The organism is Halohasta litorea (genome assembly GCF_024494645.1).
GTDB lineage: Archaea > Halobacteriota > Halobacteria > Halobacteriales > Haloferacaceae > Halohasta > Halohasta litorea.
Genome location: NZ_JANHDJ010000006.1, coordinates 88,282 through 103,405 on the forward strand (window position 1 = coordinate 88,282; position 15,124 = coordinate 103,405).

Annotated in this window: 26 protein-coding genes and 2 tRNA genes; 24 read left to right on the forward strand and 4 right to left on the reverse strand. The window is 58.6% G+C overall.

What is annotated here, in order from left to right; translation table 11 throughout:
* Positions 1-6: 6 nt before the first annotated feature.
* Both NO877_RS14450 and NO877_RS14455 read left to right on the forward strand, forming a co-directional pair.
* A complete protein-coding gene (locus NO877_RS14450; RefSeq protein ID WP_256397055.1) occupies positions 7-333 on the forward strand; it encodes a hypothetical protein in 327 nt (108 codons plus the stop codon).
* Positions 330-1,700 (forward strand): hypothetical protein, encoded by a 1,371-nt coding sequence (locus NO877_RS14455; RefSeq protein WP_256397056.1) that lies wholly within the window; start codon positions 330-332, stop codon positions 1,698-1,700. The genes NO877_RS14450 and NO877_RS14455 overlap by 4 nt, the downstream gene beginning before the upstream one ends.
* Here NO877_RS14455 and NO877_RS14460 read toward each other — a convergent pair.
* On the reverse strand, positions 1,697-1,999 hold the full coding sequence (locus NO877_RS14460; RefSeq protein WP_256397057.1) for a hypothetical protein: 303 nt from the start codon (positions 1,997-1,999) through the stop codon (positions 1,697-1,699). The genes NO877_RS14455 and NO877_RS14460 overlap by 4 nt on opposite strands.
* 110 nt (positions 2,000-2,109) lie before the next feature.
* Here NO877_RS14460 and NO877_RS14465 point away from each other — a divergent pair, with 110 nt between their 5' ends.
* From NO877_RS14465 to NO877_RS14515, 11 genes are all read left to right on the forward strand, one after another.
* Positions 2,110-2,355, forward strand: a complete 246-nt coding sequence (locus NO877_RS14465) for a hypothetical protein (protein WP_256397058.1) — start codon at positions 2,110-2,112, stop codon at positions 2,353-2,355.
* 136 nt (positions 2,356-2,491) lie between these two features.
* A complete protein-coding gene (locus NO877_RS14470) occupies positions 2,492-2,980 on the forward strand; it encodes a hypothetical protein (protein ID WP_256397059.1) in 489 nt (162 codons plus the stop codon).
* A gap of 62 nt (positions 2,981-3,042) precedes the next feature.
* On the forward strand, positions 3,043-3,420 hold the full coding sequence (locus NO877_RS14475; RefSeq protein WP_256397060.1) for a hypothetical protein: 378 nt from the start codon (positions 3,043-3,045) through the stop codon (positions 3,418-3,420).
* A gap of 122 nt (positions 3,421-3,542) precedes the next feature.
* Positions 3,543-3,821, forward strand: coding sequence for a hypothetical protein (locus NO877_RS14480; protein ID WP_256397061.1), 279 nt, complete (start codon positions 3,543-3,545; stop codon positions 3,819-3,821).
* A gap of 379 nt (positions 3,822-4,200) precedes the next feature.
* The gene (locus NO877_RS14485; protein ID WP_256397062.1) at positions 4,201-4,443 is read left to right on the forward strand and encodes a hypothetical protein; all 243 of its coding nucleotides are present in this window, start codon (positions 4,201-4,203) and stop codon (positions 4,441-4,443) included.
* Positions 4,440-4,715, forward strand: a complete 276-nt coding sequence (locus tag NO877_RS14490; protein WP_256397063.1) for a hypothetical protein — start codon at positions 4,440-4,442, stop codon at positions 4,713-4,715. The genes NO877_RS14485 and NO877_RS14490 overlap by 4 nt, the downstream gene beginning before the upstream one ends.
* Positions 4,716-4,723: 8 nt before the next feature.
* Positions 4,724-5,341, forward strand: coding sequence for a hypothetical protein (locus tag NO877_RS14495; protein ID WP_256397064.1), 618 nt, complete (start codon positions 4,724-4,726; stop codon positions 5,339-5,341).
* A 68-nt stretch (positions 5,342-5,409) separates the two neighbouring features.
* Positions 5,410-5,679 carry a hypothetical protein gene (locus NO877_RS14500; protein WP_256397065.1) on the forward strand — a complete coding sequence of 90 codons (270 nt, stop codon included), beginning with the start codon at positions 5,410-5,412 and terminating at the stop codon, positions 5,677-5,679.
* An 18-nt stretch (positions 5,680-5,697) separates the two neighbouring features.
* Positions 5,698-6,537 (forward strand): GP88 family protein, encoded by an 840-nt coding sequence (locus NO877_RS14505; protein WP_256397066.1) that lies wholly within the window; start codon positions 5,698-5,700, stop codon positions 6,535-6,537.
* Complete coding sequence (locus tag NO877_RS14510; RefSeq protein ID WP_256397067.1) at positions 6,534-6,752, forward strand: hypothetical protein; 219 nt, start codon at positions 6,534-6,536, stop codon at positions 6,750-6,752. The genes NO877_RS14505 and NO877_RS14510 overlap by 4 nt, the downstream gene beginning before the upstream one ends.
* Positions 6,753-6,754: 2 nt before the next feature.
* Positions 6,755-8,140: a DNA methyltransferase gene (locus NO877_RS14515; RefSeq protein WP_256397068.1), complete on the forward strand. Its 1,386-nt coding sequence runs from the start codon at positions 6,755-6,757 to the stop codon at positions 8,138-8,140.
* A gap of 4 nt (positions 8,141-8,144) precedes the next feature.
* Here the strand turns inward: NO877_RS14515 and NO877_RS14520 are convergent, their stop codons facing one another.
* Together NO877_RS14520 and NO877_RS14525 are read right to left on the reverse strand one after the other, a co-directional pair.
* The gene (locus tag NO877_RS14520) at positions 8,145-8,360 is read right to left on the reverse strand and encodes a hypothetical protein (RefSeq protein ID WP_256397069.1); all 216 of its coding nucleotides are present in this window, start codon (positions 8,358-8,360) and stop codon (positions 8,145-8,147) included.
* Positions 8,361-8,409: 49 nt separating this feature from the next.
* Positions 8,410-8,904 carry a PPC domain-containing DNA-binding protein gene (locus tag NO877_RS14525; protein WP_256397070.1) on the reverse strand — a complete coding sequence of 165 codons (495 nt, stop codon included), beginning with the start codon at positions 8,902-8,904 and terminating at the stop codon, positions 8,410-8,412.
* 139 nt (positions 8,905-9,043) lie between these two features.
* On the opposite strand from NO877_RS14525, the gene NO877_RS14530 reads away from it, so the two are divergent.
* From NO877_RS14530 to NO877_RS14570, 9 genes are all read left to right on the forward strand, one after another.
* The gene (locus NO877_RS14530; protein ID WP_256397071.1) at positions 9,044-9,541 is read left to right on the forward strand and encodes a hypothetical protein; all 498 of its coding nucleotides are present in this window, start codon (positions 9,044-9,046) and stop codon (positions 9,539-9,541) included.
* A 189-nt stretch (positions 9,542-9,730) separates the two neighbouring features.
* Entirely contained in the window at positions 9,731-10,741 is a 1,011-nt protein-coding gene (locus tag NO877_RS14535) for a replication factor A (RefSeq protein WP_256397072.1), read from the forward strand.
* 35 nt (positions 10,742-10,776) lie between these two features.
* Positions 10,777-11,454, forward strand: a complete 678-nt coding sequence (locus NO877_RS14540; protein ID WP_256397073.1) for a DNA-binding protein — start codon at positions 10,777-10,779, stop codon at positions 11,452-11,454.
* Positions 11,455-11,456: 2 nt separating this feature from the next.
* Positions 11,457-11,735 carry a hypothetical protein gene (locus NO877_RS14545; RefSeq protein WP_256397074.1) on the forward strand — a complete coding sequence of 93 codons (279 nt, stop codon included), beginning with the start codon at positions 11,457-11,459 and terminating at the stop codon, positions 11,733-11,735.
* Between the two features lie 107 nt (positions 11,736-11,842).
* Positions 11,843-11,947 (forward strand) — tRNA-Gln (locus tag NO877_RS14550).
* 161 nt (positions 11,948-12,108) lie between these two features.
* Entirely contained in the window at positions 12,109-12,426 is a 318-nt protein-coding gene (locus tag NO877_RS14555; protein ID WP_256397075.1) for a hypothetical protein, read from the forward strand.
* A 9-nt stretch (positions 12,427-12,435) separates the two neighbouring features.
* The gene (locus NO877_RS14560) at positions 12,436-12,762 is read left to right on the forward strand and encodes a DUF7964 domain-containing protein (RefSeq protein WP_256397076.1); all 327 of its coding nucleotides are present in this window, start codon (positions 12,436-12,438) and stop codon (positions 12,760-12,762) included.
* Positions 12,763-12,836: 74 nt separating this feature from the next.
* Positions 12,837-12,920: transfer RNA gene (locus tag NO877_RS14565), tRNA-Ser, on the forward strand.
* 71 nt (positions 12,921-12,991) lie between these two features.
* Positions 12,992-13,537, forward strand: a complete 546-nt coding sequence (locus NO877_RS14570) for a response regulator (protein WP_256397077.1) — start codon at positions 12,992-12,994, stop codon at positions 13,535-13,537.
* Positions 13,538-13,574: 37 nt separating this feature from the next.
* Here NO877_RS14570 and NO877_RS14575 read toward each other — a convergent pair whose 3' ends face one another.
* Entirely contained in the window at positions 13,575-13,739 is a 165-nt protein-coding gene (locus NO877_RS14575) for a DUF5786 family protein (RefSeq protein WP_256397078.1), read from the reverse strand.
* Between the two features lie 112 nt (positions 13,740-13,851).
* Between NO877_RS14575 and NO877_RS14580 the strand changes: the two genes are divergently transcribed.
* Together NO877_RS14580 and NO877_RS14585 are read left to right on the forward strand one after the other, a co-directional pair.
* Positions 13,852-14,511 carry a hypothetical protein gene (locus tag NO877_RS14580; RefSeq protein ID WP_256397079.1) on the forward strand — a complete coding sequence of 220 codons (660 nt, stop codon included), beginning with the start codon at positions 13,852-13,854 and terminating at the stop codon, positions 14,509-14,511.
* Positions 14,508-15,041 (forward strand): Lar family restriction alleviation protein, encoded by a 534-nt coding sequence (locus NO877_RS14585; protein WP_256397080.1) that lies wholly within the window; start codon positions 14,508-14,510, stop codon positions 15,039-15,041. Before NO877_RS14580 ends, NO877_RS14585 begins: the two co-directional genes overlap by 4 nt.
* Positions 15,042-15,124: the final 83 nt, after the last annotated feature.

Sequence of the window (15,124 nt, forward strand, 5' to 3'; positions counted from 1 at the left end):
ATTGAAATGAGCAAGTCGTTCTCCGACGCAGATTGGGATCAAGGGACCCCCTTCAGGGTTCTCGCAGACCTCGGGTTCTTTCCGTACTCCGGGGCTGACGGAGACCTGTTCCGTAAGCAGGGCCTCGCAGGCTGGCGTGTCTCCGTATACACCCGATCACTCGTCAGGATCCAAAAGAAGGGCCGGAAGTTCCGCGGCCGCAACACGTGGAACACCCGCCGACAGTGGGACGCAGAAGACGATGAAGAGTTCAGTGAAGAAGCCATCTCCGAATTCAAAGACGAACTATCCCACCTCATCAACCACGGCGAACTGAGGCCAGAATCAGAATGAGCGATCGACACGCCAGCATCGACCAGCTGCTAACGGGAGACGGGATCACTACGGAATCCGAACTCCGGAGCGCAATCTGGTGTGGGGACCCGCGAGTATTCGAGAACCACGACGGCAAAACGATCACCCAAGCAGCCAAGCACCTCACGTGGGGCGGCTTCGATTTTACCCGCCTGGACGTCGACGATCTCTCCCGGCGTTCTCGGGTCCTTGAGGAGGTGAACAACACCGCCCTCGCAGTCCTAGGCCCAGACGGCAACGTCTACCAGTTAGGCGACACGGTGCGCGCAGAAGTCCAGAAGCCACGGCACGGTTGGGGGCGGAGGCCGGACCCCGACGAAACAGCCACTTACGAAACGGAGCTCACACGGGTGAGCGAACTCGGCGTCTCGCTTTCGTTTGACCCGACCTACAGCAACTCATCGGGGAAGAGCGCCTCTGCGAAGCCCGGACGGGACCCACTCGAACTGCTCTCGCGAAGTGATCTCGATGAGTACAGAGAGCGGCTAACAGAAGGGACCGACATCGACATCCCCAAGGAAGTCAACGGCTGGACGCTCTCGGAGACCGACGAATACGACCGCGACACGAATCACCTCCAGAACAACCTCATCACGAAGATACAGTGGTGTAACGGCGAGTCGACGTATATCACGGCAAAATGGCGAGGGGGGTACAACTGTTTTTATCTCACTGCCCCCATCCCCGGAACGCTCACCGACGCGAACCAAGGCGAGAACGACTACCTGTACGAGATTGACGTCCCGCAACGAGTCGTCACCAGCCGGGAGATCATCAGCCTCGCCGTCGAAGCCATGGAGTCGCTCAACCCGGCGCACTTCCAGTCCGCATACGACCTTCGAGACGCCGATGAGATCGACAGCCTGCGGGATCAGCGATACGGACCTGCGCCCGTCAACTTCCCAAGGCAGCTCGGCGACTGGACGCGAGAAAGCATCCACCCCTACGAGGTCGTCTACGCGAACAGTCGTGAGATGTGCCCGTGGGACGGCTATCAGGTCAAGATCGACATGCACGGCGGCGTCATCGTGAAGAACGAAGCAGACAACGTAGTCCACGATCGCCGGCTAGTAGAGCGTTACTTCCCGAACGGCGAGCCGTACCCAGCGAACATCGACACCCACGACTACGTCGGCGAGAGTCGCGATATGTTCGACGAGAACTGGTACTATGGGGTCGCGTTCATGGCCCAATCCTCGAAAGCACGGCCGGATCACACCACGCTCGAAACGCTCGAAGAGCACACCCCGGCTAGTGTCTCACTCATGACGTTCGATCACGGGCTTTCAACGAACGCTACAGCGTCACAGGACAGGGAAAACGGGAACCTCTTCGCGTACAGTTAGTTCGGCTCGATGATGACGATGGGGTCAGACTCGACGAGGCCACCAAGGCCAGCCTCCGATAGCGTTGTCGCCAGAAGCCGGGAGTTCTGCATGTCCAGCCCCTGAATGGTCACGGACGGCGACTGCGTCTCCTGGTCGATAGTGGTGAAGCCCACATTGTTGACTTTTACTCCCGCAAGCCCGATACCCTCTCGAAGCTCCTCGACAGCCTGTTCGCTGAATCCAAAGAACACGAGCTCGCACGCATTGTCTGGCCCCAGACTATCCACAGCAGCACTATCCGCGCTCGATTCGCTCATACAACTACCGCCGTCACAGCAATCAGGTATAGCAATTCCGGTCAGATCGACATCCAGAACCCATCCAGAAGAGTTTGTGACCTCCGATGGGTGGTGAGAGGTATCCAAAAATGACCCTAGTAGAACCAGCAGAGACGTTCGAATTCGATTACTGGCGAAGCGTCGTCGACGAACTCAGTCTCGAAGACGAATTCGAGTCTGTCACCGGCACGCCGTTTAACGAGGACTACACGATCGAGATCTCAGAAGGTATCCTGATCGAAGATCTCCTCGAAGCAGCTGAACAGCGGTTCGTCCTCAACATAGTCCAGCATAACCCCAACCCCTACACCATACTCCTGTTAGACGACGACTGAGTGCCCGAGCGCAGGTGGGCACCACGAGTCAGTTCCAACCAGCAATCACCATAGGCGTTCCCGTCAACTACCACGCGAATCCCCCAGAGACAGGAAGGGACGGGAAAGCCTACATATAGTAGTGGTCGGAATCAGTATGCAGATGGAAGACGCCGAAGCAGAAGCGGAGACAAAAACCAAACCAAAGGGTGGCCGAGATCGCGTCTCGCACAAGCAGTTAGAACGCTGTAGTTGTGGGCCAAGCCAAGTCGAATCTGTTAGCTACGGCCTCCCAGACGACTCCTTTATCAGCCTCACACGGTGCCTCAGTTGTGAAGGACTAACCGACTGGACGATCCGCAAGCACGAAACGAAGTTTAACCGGGACTCTGACGAGTCTCAAGACACACCAAGTGACGATTCCGAGCCAAAGACAGACGAAAACACCACCGACGCACCTGATGCCGGCGGCGTCTCTGGATTCATTTCTTTCCTCGGTCGAGAGACGATCGCGCTTGTGATCGTAGGTATCGGCGTCACGATTTTCGCGGTCCAGTGGGGCTTTACGATGCTCACCGGAGCAATTGCGTTGCTCTCATTTCTCGTCATCCTCCCACTGCTCTATTTTACCAACAGCGAATACTGAACCGACCGTTGCCTGCCTAAGAGGTGGTTTTCTATCCATCGAACGGGGTGGATTATAGAAAAATGTCCGCAAGAGACACCCCCGAACCAGAGTGTATCGAAACGAGTGAAACCACCAGTCCACACCAAACTGACATTCAGCTGGTCGCCGATCGACTCGCTCGAAACGGCATCGAAGTGATCAACACCGAGCCGGAATCCAACCCGCACCTCGAGGTCGCTACCTCAAAGAACCAGATCGAATCGATACAGACCCTCCTCGAAGACACGGAGACAGATCAGCAGTACCGAATCATCACCCCCACAGATACGAACACCCTCCCCGAGTGGCCCACATCTAATACCGGACGAGAACAGCTCCGAACCGTCTTCATCACCCCTCAAAGTGAGGTCAGGTTCACCCCGAAACAGAAGGGCATATTACGTGCTTCCTATCTTTAGATGACGACAGCAATTTGCTGGAAAACTCTAACAATTTCTCTCTTTTTGAGTGCTTGTGCGTTGATATACCAACCAATTCGATAGTAAACTTTAAGTCGGGTGCTTGTGTATAGTTATACGCAATGGCAGGGGAGAAATTGTCCATTGAGGAGAACAGATTCCTGCGACTCGGGACGCTCCCGGCGTTCTGTCCGAGCAAGCAGTGTGACGAGTACCTGACGTTAGAGAACGCGACGGTCAAGACCGAAGGTGGGAGCGCCTTCCGGCTCCAGTGCCCCGAATGCGAAGAGCTCATCGACCAAGCGTGTCCTGACTGCGGTAGCAAAGACTTCCAGATCGAAAGCGGGGTCGAAGAGTGCCTCCTGTGCGGTCATCTGGTCAAGATGGAGTACCAGGTCTAACAGCGGCCACCCCACTTCTTCTCCCCTGTGGGGTCTGGCCGACACCCATCATCCCCTGCCATCCTTCCTCCCTGCCCCAGTCCCGATACAGAACTCACAGTTAGTGCGGGGGGTGTTCGGGACCAATCAACCCGACTGTATCGAAGCAAGCCATACTGAATCGAACTCAATTCGACTCAGTCGATCCATACCCGATTCAATCGAATCTGCCACACCCCAATCGGCTGGATCGAAGCCAGCCATACTGAATCGAAGTCAACTCGACTCAGTTGAACTCTATTCGACTCAGTCGATCTGCGCTCGATTCAGTCGAACCTCCACGGCGAGCGACCCGGTTGGAGAGTTTGTAGCTCCCGAGGATGGTGGAGGAGACTGAAATTTGCCGTTCCCATCACACATCAATCCGAACAGTTCGCGAGCGCCGTGGAACGCCCCACCGGCTCCGGAGTGTCCAGACTGCGAGCGAGTCATCCACGACGGTCGCGACCACGAGGCCGACTGCCCACTTGCTGGCGTCGACGACGAGGAACTCCACCGTCAGCTCGTCGAAGACGCCGAGGCCGATACCGCAGAGCAGCGATTCGAACAACAGCGCGTCGACAACCACCGTCCCAACCAATGAGTGCCGAATTCATCCACGATCCCGAAGGGATCCTCGTCTTTGCGGAACCGACCACGCTCCAGGTCTCGTCTGGATGCGCCGAATCCACCGTCACCGCGACTGTCCTTCCGTTCTCCAAACGGAACGACGACAGCGTCTGGGCCGGCCCGGACACGTACATGATCCCCGAGGATGCTGACTTCACGGTCCTCGACGGGCTCGCCTCGCTGGCGGCGACCGACGCCGAGACCGTCGACGTCGGCGACCGGCTTGGGTCGGCCGAGCCCAACTGAGCAGATCGATGGCCAGTTCCGCGTTTGAGTCGCTCGCTGAGTCACTCGACGACCGACCCGCGTACGCCACGACACTCGCAGACATCCTCGATACGATCGCGGACCGAGAGACCGTCATCTGGACCGACGTTCGCGAGATGTTTCCCGACGGCACCGAGTTCCTCGGCGCGGGTGCTGGCCGGCTCGTCGTCGCGATCCCGTCGCTGCCGGACACCACCGTCGCCAAGTTGGCGATCCCCCAATGGGGGACTGGCTTCACGAGCGGGACGCTCCAGAACGCGCTCGAACACCACATTTCAACGACGCCCACAGCACTCTCGACAGTCACATTGCCCTGTCTCGCCACGCCGGAGGACGGGCATCGATGGGGGGTATACCCGCGGGCCGCCCCGGAAAACGAGACGACGGTGGCAGGCCCGGCTATCCAACGTGCCTGGCAGGAGCTTGACCAGCTCGGGTTCACGACCTCCGACATCTACGCTCATGAAAACTGGGGGGTGTATCGAGGCCAATCGTACCTCATCGACTACGGCTACGCGCACCCGGACGACGACTGTCGACTCGCGACGACGATCGCCCCCCAGTGCGAGCAGTGGCGGTCCAAGCGGGCGGCCCAGTCAGAGTAGCCACACCGGTCAGCAGCACCGCCATAGGGAGTTTTTGTGCTCCGAAGAAACCGAGAGAGAGAGTAGAAATGGAAGCCAACACCGCCACCGAAGCATCCCCGAATAGCACCGACGACGAGGACGAAGACCCGCGTATCTGGACCGAAATCAAGCGCGGTACCGAAGGCGTCTCCGCAACCGTCTACAAGCGAGAGAACGGCCAGACAACGACTGTCGATGAGACGTGGTGGACCTGGGCCGAGTTCACCGGCATCTCGACACAGGACCTCCCGATCAGCCGCGGCGGGACGACTCGTCTCGAGGCAGCTGGCCCCGACGACCTCACGTCGGCCAACTAGACACACTTCCCGAGTCCCATGCAAGCGCGTATTAACTCCTTCCAGAACGGCCAGAACCGCGCCCAGCGGATTGCCGAGGCCCGACCCGCGCCCCCGGCGGACGACGAGCTGGCGGAGTATATCGCGCCGAACTGGGCGTACAGTTTCGACGTCGACGCCGTCGAGGGGATCGATCGGTTCCGCCGCCGGATCCGCGAGGCCGAGTACGCCGTCGATCGGGCGAAAGCGTGGTCACATATCCTCGGCACCTACACGAGCTACAGAAACGCGAAGATTGCCCCACATGTTGCGATCGTCAACATGAGCGCGGCCACGGATTGCGTCAATCTCGGGACTGAGTTCTGTCAAGTAGATGAAATGACTTGTTTCGCCGCGAGAAACGAACGAGATTTTCCCATGCCGCTCCACTTCCGGCGAAAACAGGAGATAATCTGGTCGTATCTCGATCCGGTCACCTGGGCGGATGCGTTCAGGCTTCACGTCGAACGAAAAGAGAATCCGGTTACGACGATTCGGCTGAACGAGGCCGGGGATTTTTCGAGCCGACACGACATCCTCAAAGTTACGGAGATCGCAAGACAACTCCCCGAATTCGACATCTACACCTATTCTGCCTCGTCGTGGCTCAACTGGGATGAGGCAGACGGCTTTACTGTGAACCGGTCCAACGACGGCGACTACGGTCATCGGCGGTACAAGGTGGTCGACGACGTCGAAGAGATACCAGCCGGCCCAGAACACGTCCTCTGCCCGTACGACGCGACGGACGGCGAGATCCAATGCGGCGACTGCAAACTCTGTATCAACGAAAACGGCCCAGACATCTACGTTACCACGTTTTCAGGCTCAAACCAATGACTCTACAGACCAACCACGAAACGACGAACAGCCCCGAATGTAACCGATGCGACCACGGCTTCTCGAAAGAAGACAACGCCTGCGAGGTCCTCAGCGGCCGCTCAGACGACGGGCTTGGAACAGCGGTCGTCTGTACCTCGTGTGCGAAGAAAGCCGGCGTCGACGTCGGAGCGTTCGCGAGGCCCGCTCCAGAGGTCCTCCCCGAACTCGCCTAACCATGCAATCGACCCTAACAGCCACCACCGACTATCGCCCCGGCCTCGAGGACCGAGACTGGTCGTTCAAGGGTGCGACGACCGACTACGGCACCCACGACCTCCACAAGTACCCCGCCCGGATGATCCCCCAGATTCCGGACGCGCTGTTCGAACATTGGACGCACACAGGGACGCTCTCCGAAGGCGATCTGGTGTTCGATCCATTCTCCGGGAGCGGCACGACAGCGGCTGAAGCCCGGCGACACGGCCTGAACGCTATCGCGACCGATATTAACCCGTTCGCGTGTCTCCTCTCGCGAACCAAATCAACGGTTCCCGATCTCGATACACTCGAGTCCGCAATTCGCCAGTGTCTCGGGACAGACTGGGCGACTCGCGAACAGTTCATCGAGGAGAATTACCAGTCCGCAGCGAGCCAACACCGGACCAAACACGGCGGCGACATCTACACGGAAGACTCGGGAGACCAGAATTACAACGCATACGGAGTCCGAAAGGGTTGGTTCCCTGAACCGCAACTAGCGAAGATCACGGCCATGAGCCGGCAGTTAAGTGAACTGCGAGCAGAATACGACCACGAGGTAATCCGGTTCATCCGGATCGCTCTCGCACAGGCCGCGCGGAACATTAGCTATCAGCGAGATTCCGAGTTTAAGCGCCACCGGATCCCAGAGGCCGACCGCGAAAGCCACGATCCGAAGTTCACGGAGACGTTCATTGAGACTCTCAGGGAGAACTTCTACGGGCTTGTTGACTACGCTACGCAGGTTTCAGATGAAACGACCGCGACAATCAAGTACGCGGACTGTCGCGATACAAGCGTTCTCGCACCAGATTCTGCCGATGCTGTTGTCTCTAGCCCCCCCTATGGTGACCATTCCACCACCGTTGCGTACGGCGGTTTCAGCACCGACCCCGCAGCCGTCGCGACGCCGCTCAAGCTCGACCAGATGACGGACGTCGACCCGAGTGGCCTCGGTGGGAGCAAAACCACCTCAGACATCGAGTTCGCCACGGTCAGCGAGTGGTCGCCAACGCTTCGGGCCACCGTCGACGCGCTGAAAGACGTAGATGGGAGAGACGACGACGTGCTCCACTTCTTCGCAGACTACGCCGAGACGCTCGAACAGATGGCCCGCGTCGTGAAGCCAGGACAGCCCGTTGCGATCGTCTTAGGCAATCGGACGGTCTCGCGAGTCCCCATTCCGATGAACGTCATCACCATCGAAATTGCCCAGCAGTTCCAGCTCGACCTCGAACACAGTCTTCCGCGGTCCATCCCCTCGAAGACACTCCCATACGAGAACGCCCCGGAGAACATTCCCGGCCAGACAGGCGGGTTGATCGCCGACGAGTACGTGCTCATCTTCCGCGCCGGCCAGTAGCCGGTCACCGAACGACGAGAAATCCATCGTCGTACTCCACGCTCAGGTCCCCCAGGTGAAGACACTCGTCGCATGTAACCGTGGGTGCGAGAAGGTCGAGCCAGCAGGGATCGTTCGCAATCGTGAACTGGTGATACAGGCCGTGTTTCGTCTGTTTTGTCTCAAGGACATCTCCCTCGACCGTCCGGACAACAGCGATCCCGTTGTGGAGCTCGACCATCTCCGAATCGGGCAGCCACCCCTCGACTCGCCGGACGTATTCCTCCAAGTCACACATCGGTGTGATTCAGGTTGAAGCCAGTCTCGGGGTGCGTCTCCGGGCTCGCTTCGATATCGGCACTCAACCACTGTCGAGTATCCAGCACGGGCGTTGCGCTGCTCTCTCGGTCGACGGGTTCGTCGAACAGGTCCGCATACACCTCGCCGACGAACACCTCTGCGGACTCGAGGTGGCCACCGATCGAATTGCCCTCCATGTCCGCGACCGTGACGTGAGTGTGAGCGAACATCGACCCGTCGACGCACGCGAAGTTTCCGACACAGAAGGTCAGCTCCAGCGGTTCCTCGAAGTGAATACTGTCGTAGTGCCGCTCCTGTTGGTCGAAAAACCAGAGAGTCGCGTTGCGAAGCCCACCGAACCCGATGAACCAGCCCCCTTCTGCGCCAACATCCGACGCAGCTTGTTCGATTCCCGCACGAAGCTCCTCTCCATCCTGTAGCCGTACGAATAGACGCTCGTCTACACCGACGGTCGAATACTCCATACAGCCCGCTCACAACCACTTTACAAAAGCCTGCTCCCGTTAACAATAGTGGAGATCTGGAGGTTAGTTTGTATCCGGCGAGGTGGGTGACCCGGCGGGGAAGATTAATCACATCCAGCACCGACGGGAAAATCACACCATGTCCGACACTAGCGATGACACCGACAACACGCCCGACGGCTTTCGTGCTGTCGACCCAGAACCGGGAAGAACCTCGCCGATAGGCGAACCAGTCGAACTGATATACGAACCGGAAGGATGCGTGTTAGACTTCGAGGGGTCCGATTACACCTGTACCGTGGTAGTTCTCCAAACACCATCTCTGTACTTGACCGAACTAAGTATAGAAACAGAGGCTGGCGATACCAAGTTCGAAAAGGGCTATGCGGCGAACGAAGCTCGTGCACTTGCCGAACAACTTCTCGGAGGCAACGCTCCAAAACTCACGCAGTTCGTGGGTGGAGTACAAAACGCCGAAACGCTCGGGCAGTATCTCAAGTACGGCGCGTCCATGGCTGGTACGCTCGCCATTGGAGAGGTCGCAGGCGACGACACCATCGATGCGTTCAAAGAAGGAAAAATCACGACCGAAGAATTCCTCCACGAATACGGGCGGAACGTCGACAAGATGTTCTGAATTGCTCTTAAAAGAAAATCAGAAGACAAACACCACCCCCCGCCACGTCCGCAATTCGAAGAGTGGAGAAAAGAGCGCGCCCCGCAGAGAGGTTTTGTATGTCCCGAGAGGGGGTGAGGAGAGAGAAAAAGGGGAGAAGCAGCCTCCGCTCAAGCCTCTCTCGGAAGATCGGACTAGAAACCAACAGACATGAGCAACGTAGCAAGCAACGCGGCAGACCTCGTGGAAACGTACGGCGACCAAGCAGACCTGAACGTCGAACAGATCGAAGCGCAGATCCAGAATCTCGTCGACGAGTACCTCCTGCCCGTCGGCGAAGCAACCCGGAGCGTCGAGAACACGATCTGCGACAACGCCGGCATCGAGCGGTCCGAGACGCCGACGAACGACACGGAAGCAGAGACGAACTACGACGCCTTCGACCCGACCCCTGTCGAAGAGATCACCGAGGAGGGCACCTGGCACGATCTCGCCGTCGAGGTCGTCCAGCTGTGGTCGCCCAACAGCGACAGCATGGCGCAGGTCGGCCTGCTCGGGGACGAGACCGATAAAATCAAGTTCACAATCTGGGAGGGAACGGAGGGCATCCCCGAACTCGAGGAGGGACAGACCTACCACATTCAGAACGTCGTCGCCGACGAGTACGAAGGCCGGTACTCGGTGAAGTTCACGAAGAACAGCCAGGTCACCGTCGCGGAAGACGAAGAGATCGACATCCAGAGCAGCGAGACGGCTCACGAAGGAGCCATCGTCGCCATCAACACGGGCTCGGGACTGATCAAGCGGTGTCCCGACGACGACTGTACGCGCGTCGTCCAGAACGGACGGTGTGCCGAACACGGCCCCGTCGAGGGCGAGTTCGACCTTCGGATCAAGGCGGTCATCGACAACGGCGAGACGGCACAGGATGTCGTCTTCGATCAGGAAGCGACCGAGGCAGCGACGAGCATGGACCTCGAGAAAGCCAAGGAGATGGCGATGGACGCGCTCGATACGACCGTCGTCGCCGACGAGATTCGCGCGGAGGTCCTCGGCAAGTACGTCGAGATTCGCGGTCCCGTCTTCGGACAGTACCTCCTCGTCAACGACGCCACCTTCTGTACGGGCGCAGACGACGATGTGGTCGCCGCACTCGAAGACCTCGTGAGCGACGACGCCGACATCAGCGCCGACGCAACGCCCGCCGAGACCGCCGCGTAACGACCGACAACCACCCACCAGACAACACTACACCCATGAGTGACAACGACACCAACAACAGCAACGGCAGCCAGCGCGAACGGAACAAAGCGACCCGGATGTTCGCAACGGAGTTCAACGAGTCCAACACCGAGTTCAAAATGCCCGCAGACATCGAGTCCGACGGCGACCGCGCACCGAACTACTACTTGACGCCGACCGGCGCAGGCGTCCACCGCGTCCTGATGATGGGGACGTTGATGGAAGTCGCGAAGGTCAACGACAGCCCGACCACCTACCGGGCGAAGATCCGCGACGCGACGGGCGTCTTCTACGTGTACGCCGGCCAGTACGACCCGGAGACGGTCAGCGTGCTCGAAGAGCTCGCCCCCGACGGCGATCGCGAGGAGCTGACGGCGTCCGAAGTCGAACACGTGATGGTGATGGGCAAGCCGAACAGCTACACCACCGACCGTGGACAGACCTACGTCTCGGTCGAGCCCGAATTCCTCCTCGTCTCCGACGCAGGCACTCGCGAGCGGTGGACGGCCGAGGCGGCGAAGTTCACGCTCGAACGGGTACAGGCGTACGAGAACGGTACAGCCCCGTTCGACAGCGAGGCTGACCAACAGTACGAGTTCGACGTAAGCATCATCCGTGACGACGTCGAGCCCATCGCCGAGGACTTCATCTCGGCCGACGAGGAACCCGACGCAGCGCCCGCCCCGGTGTGACCATGAGCGACTCCTCATCCGATCGACCACTCGAAGACGACGTCAACCGACTCAACAACCGCTACAGCGACGACCTCGCCGACAGCGAAATCGTCCTCCGAGAGATCCCCGGCACGCCGCGGTATCGGCTGGTGATTGAGCCAGTCGATCCGAGCGAACACGACCACGACTTCCAGAAAGACCTCGGCGAGACGTTCGATGAAGCCGGGATGCGAGCGTTCATCGCCGGCCTCGAAGCCGCTCCGCTCATCGCCCAAAAGGCAGAATCGGCCACGGAATAGAGTTTCTAGCTCCCGAGAGATGGTGTGAGGGCGGAAGAGCGCCCTCTCTACTCACCGAAAAGTAGATACTCCCCGTCCCCAACGTTGGAACACAGACCAACCAACGAAGTTCCGTGGTGTAGACGGCCAATCATAATGGCCTTTGGGCGTCGTTCGTCCCCTCGGACGGCGGAAGTTAGCCATTGACGGCGGTTCGAATCCGCCCGGAACTATCACGATGCCAGAAGAGCATGGGTGGTTCATGCACTCGACTTGTAACCGAGATTCACCGGGGTTCAAATCCCTGTTCTGGCTCTTGCGGCCTTCTCTCCTCTCTTTAGCTCACTACGCAGTAACAACACCACCGATGACACCACCACCCAACACCCAAACGATGAACGAATTCGAGACCACACTCAAAAACACCGATCACCTGACCGAGGAAACGGCACAGAACCTGCGTGAGGAACTGCTTGCGGCTCTCGAGTGCGACAACTCGTGGATACTGGACGGAGACTCCGCCGAACCGTGCGTCGACGAGACCGGTGACTGGCATCTGTTCACGCTGATCCACGAAGACAGCCACGACCGGAGTGTCACCGTACTCATACACGCGGTAACGCTCTCCATCCAGACCTATCTCGAACCGGCGGGCGTCTACACGGAACCCTCTCAGAGTATCGAGCACATCCAGACTGCACTTTCAGATTAACCAACCACCATGAACATCAGCTCACTTCCTAACCGAAAGTTGTCGTTTAACGAAAAAGAACAACTAGCCGCCACCGCTCTCGAGGCCGTGACGGTCTCTCCCACGAGGATGGGCGACCCGAAAGACGCTCCAACCATTTCCGATTTCGTCCTTATCACCGAGGATTCGATCCACGGGGTCCACTTTAATGGAGACTCGTGGGAGCGTCTGGCAACGAGAAACAAGCCGGATGGTGCATTCGAAGGAGAATTCTTCACAAACACAGACCACGACCACGACGAATACAGGGATGTAGTTGAAACCCTCGAGAACGCCAGATCAGGCCCCGAAGAATGAGCCACTGGAACATGACGTTCGTTCCGAACAGCCGACCGAAACGGCCTTAACAGGCTGTACTCACTACGCAGCAGGGGAGGGTGGCAGAGCGGCCTATTGCGCCGGTCTTGAAAACCGGTGTCCGAGAGGACTCCTGGGTTCGAATCCCAGCCCTCCCGTCAACAATATAACAACCATCAATGGTAACTCAGAAGACAACAGTTATTATAATGTACAATTTGGTTCAGACATGACAGAGTCGGTAGATCGAGTTCAGAAGGTCCTTATTATTGACGACAATGACGATCTCCGCGAACTACAAAAGCTCCTTCTGAAGCCCACATACTCGGTAGAAACTGCTGAGTGTGGGATGTCAGGTCTAGAAACCTTAGACCACAGCACCGATGTCGTATTGCTTGATCGGAACATGCCTGGCCTCTCAGGAACCGAGACAGCCGTCGCGATCCGAGAAAGCGAGTACAATCCGGCAGTCGCGATCGTCTCCGCCAACCCTGCCGACACTGACATTTTCAAAATTCCGTGTGACGCCTACCTCGAAAAGCCAGTCAAACAACCCGATCTGATCAGCACTGTCGAAGAGTTGCTCTCGAGAGCATTACACGACTCAACCCTGCGCGAATTCCTTGCTCTCGAATCCAAGCACCGCGCCCTCCGAAAATCCACATTCGGGAACTGCCACACTGACGAGTTTAAAGAATCAGTCCGCAAGTTAAAATCGTTAGAGAAGCAGCTCGCTGGTAATGCGGTTACGGGCAACTCGGCCGTTTCAGATTAAGGGACTACCCACAGAGAACGAACAACTCCAGCACCGGTCACCGCATCTCGTCCAACCTCTCGATCAGCGCGGTCGTGTCCTCTCCGCCTTCCGTGCGAAGCTGTCCATTGTGTTGGCCGGCAATGGGCTCCTCATCAGTTTCGAACGAGGCCATCTCTTCGAACCGTGCGTACTCGTCTTCGTCGTACTCTCCGTATCCCATGGCTTACACTTCAACCTCCACAGCCTAGTGTTATATCTGTTTGGGTGTTGCTGTCAACTGACACAACGATACGGCCAGTAGAAGGTTTGTAAATCCCGTTTGGGAGTGGAAGATGACGTATATTGACGCTGAAGATCACGAGCACGCTCCCCTGATCGAAACCCGACACGACCGTCTCGCAACTGAACATGGCCGCGATAACGTCTTCATCACCGAGGTCGACGGCGAGGTCGTCACGCTGATCGGCGACGGAGTGGGCACCATCGATCCACTCGACGTGTCGGTCACGGCGCTGACGGAGGGCGTCGAACACGACGGCTACCGCGTCGAACCCGCACTCGTCCCGCTGTTCGAAGAGCCGGTTCCGTGGTTCGAAGGCCACCACGATCTCTTCGAGCTGGCGGCCGGTGGAACGGGTCGCGTGTGTTCGCTCTCGCCGACCGGTATCGTCTTTCTCGATTTCGGCGCACGGCGCTTCTACGAAGATCACATTCAGCGGTACGAGACCGCCGAGGCCGTCGACGGCGTTCCAGTCGTCGCCAGCGAGGATGACGCCCTCGCCAGCGGCGAGCACTCCACGTGGCTTTCGACCGACGACACGAGTGTCTGGACGTACGAGTACGTCCCCTTCACCGATCCCGTCCAGACGGCGGCACAGCTCCAAGCCCAACTGAACCGGATTCTCGAGACGCCCCCGGAGTGGGACGCCCTCTTCGAGTCAACGACCGACATCTTCGAGCGAGAACTCGCAAGCGAACACGCCTCGGCATGAACGACTCGTTCAAGCAGCTCCTCCACACCAGCCCCACGTGCCCGTTCTGTGGCTGTGCGCCAGTCGATGCGAGACTCGTCGGGCTCAACGCCATCGTCTGTGTGCCCTGTGCGGAAACCATCCACCTCCACAGCGCAGCGTATGCGACCATCTTCGCCGATGGGACCGCGATCGAACTCTGGGACTACCCAGCGCAAACGAAGTCGTGGCGACAGGCGGGGGCCACGAACGCCGTGTTCACGGAGCCGAACTACGGTTGGTCCGAACTCACCGACAGCCAGCAGACCGCCATCGCCGCGTTCGTGACGAACACCCACCGAGACGTACTCAGCCGGCGGCCGCTCGATGAGATCGAATCGAAGTACCTCAAAGCGATTCGGCGCGACCAGACGTACGGGAACGGCGGCTCGACGGAAGCAACACTGAAACGGTCCATCGACGGGCCGGTGATCCTGACGAGCCAACACCTGTACGCGCCCGATCCGGCGGCGTTTACGGCGACACAGGAAACGCAGGCAACGTTGTTTTGAGGACGGGAGGGGGAACACCCGCCCCCGTGCCCCTGACGACTGGTTCTAGAAGGTTGCCCCATATTTGTGTGTCGAATCAATCG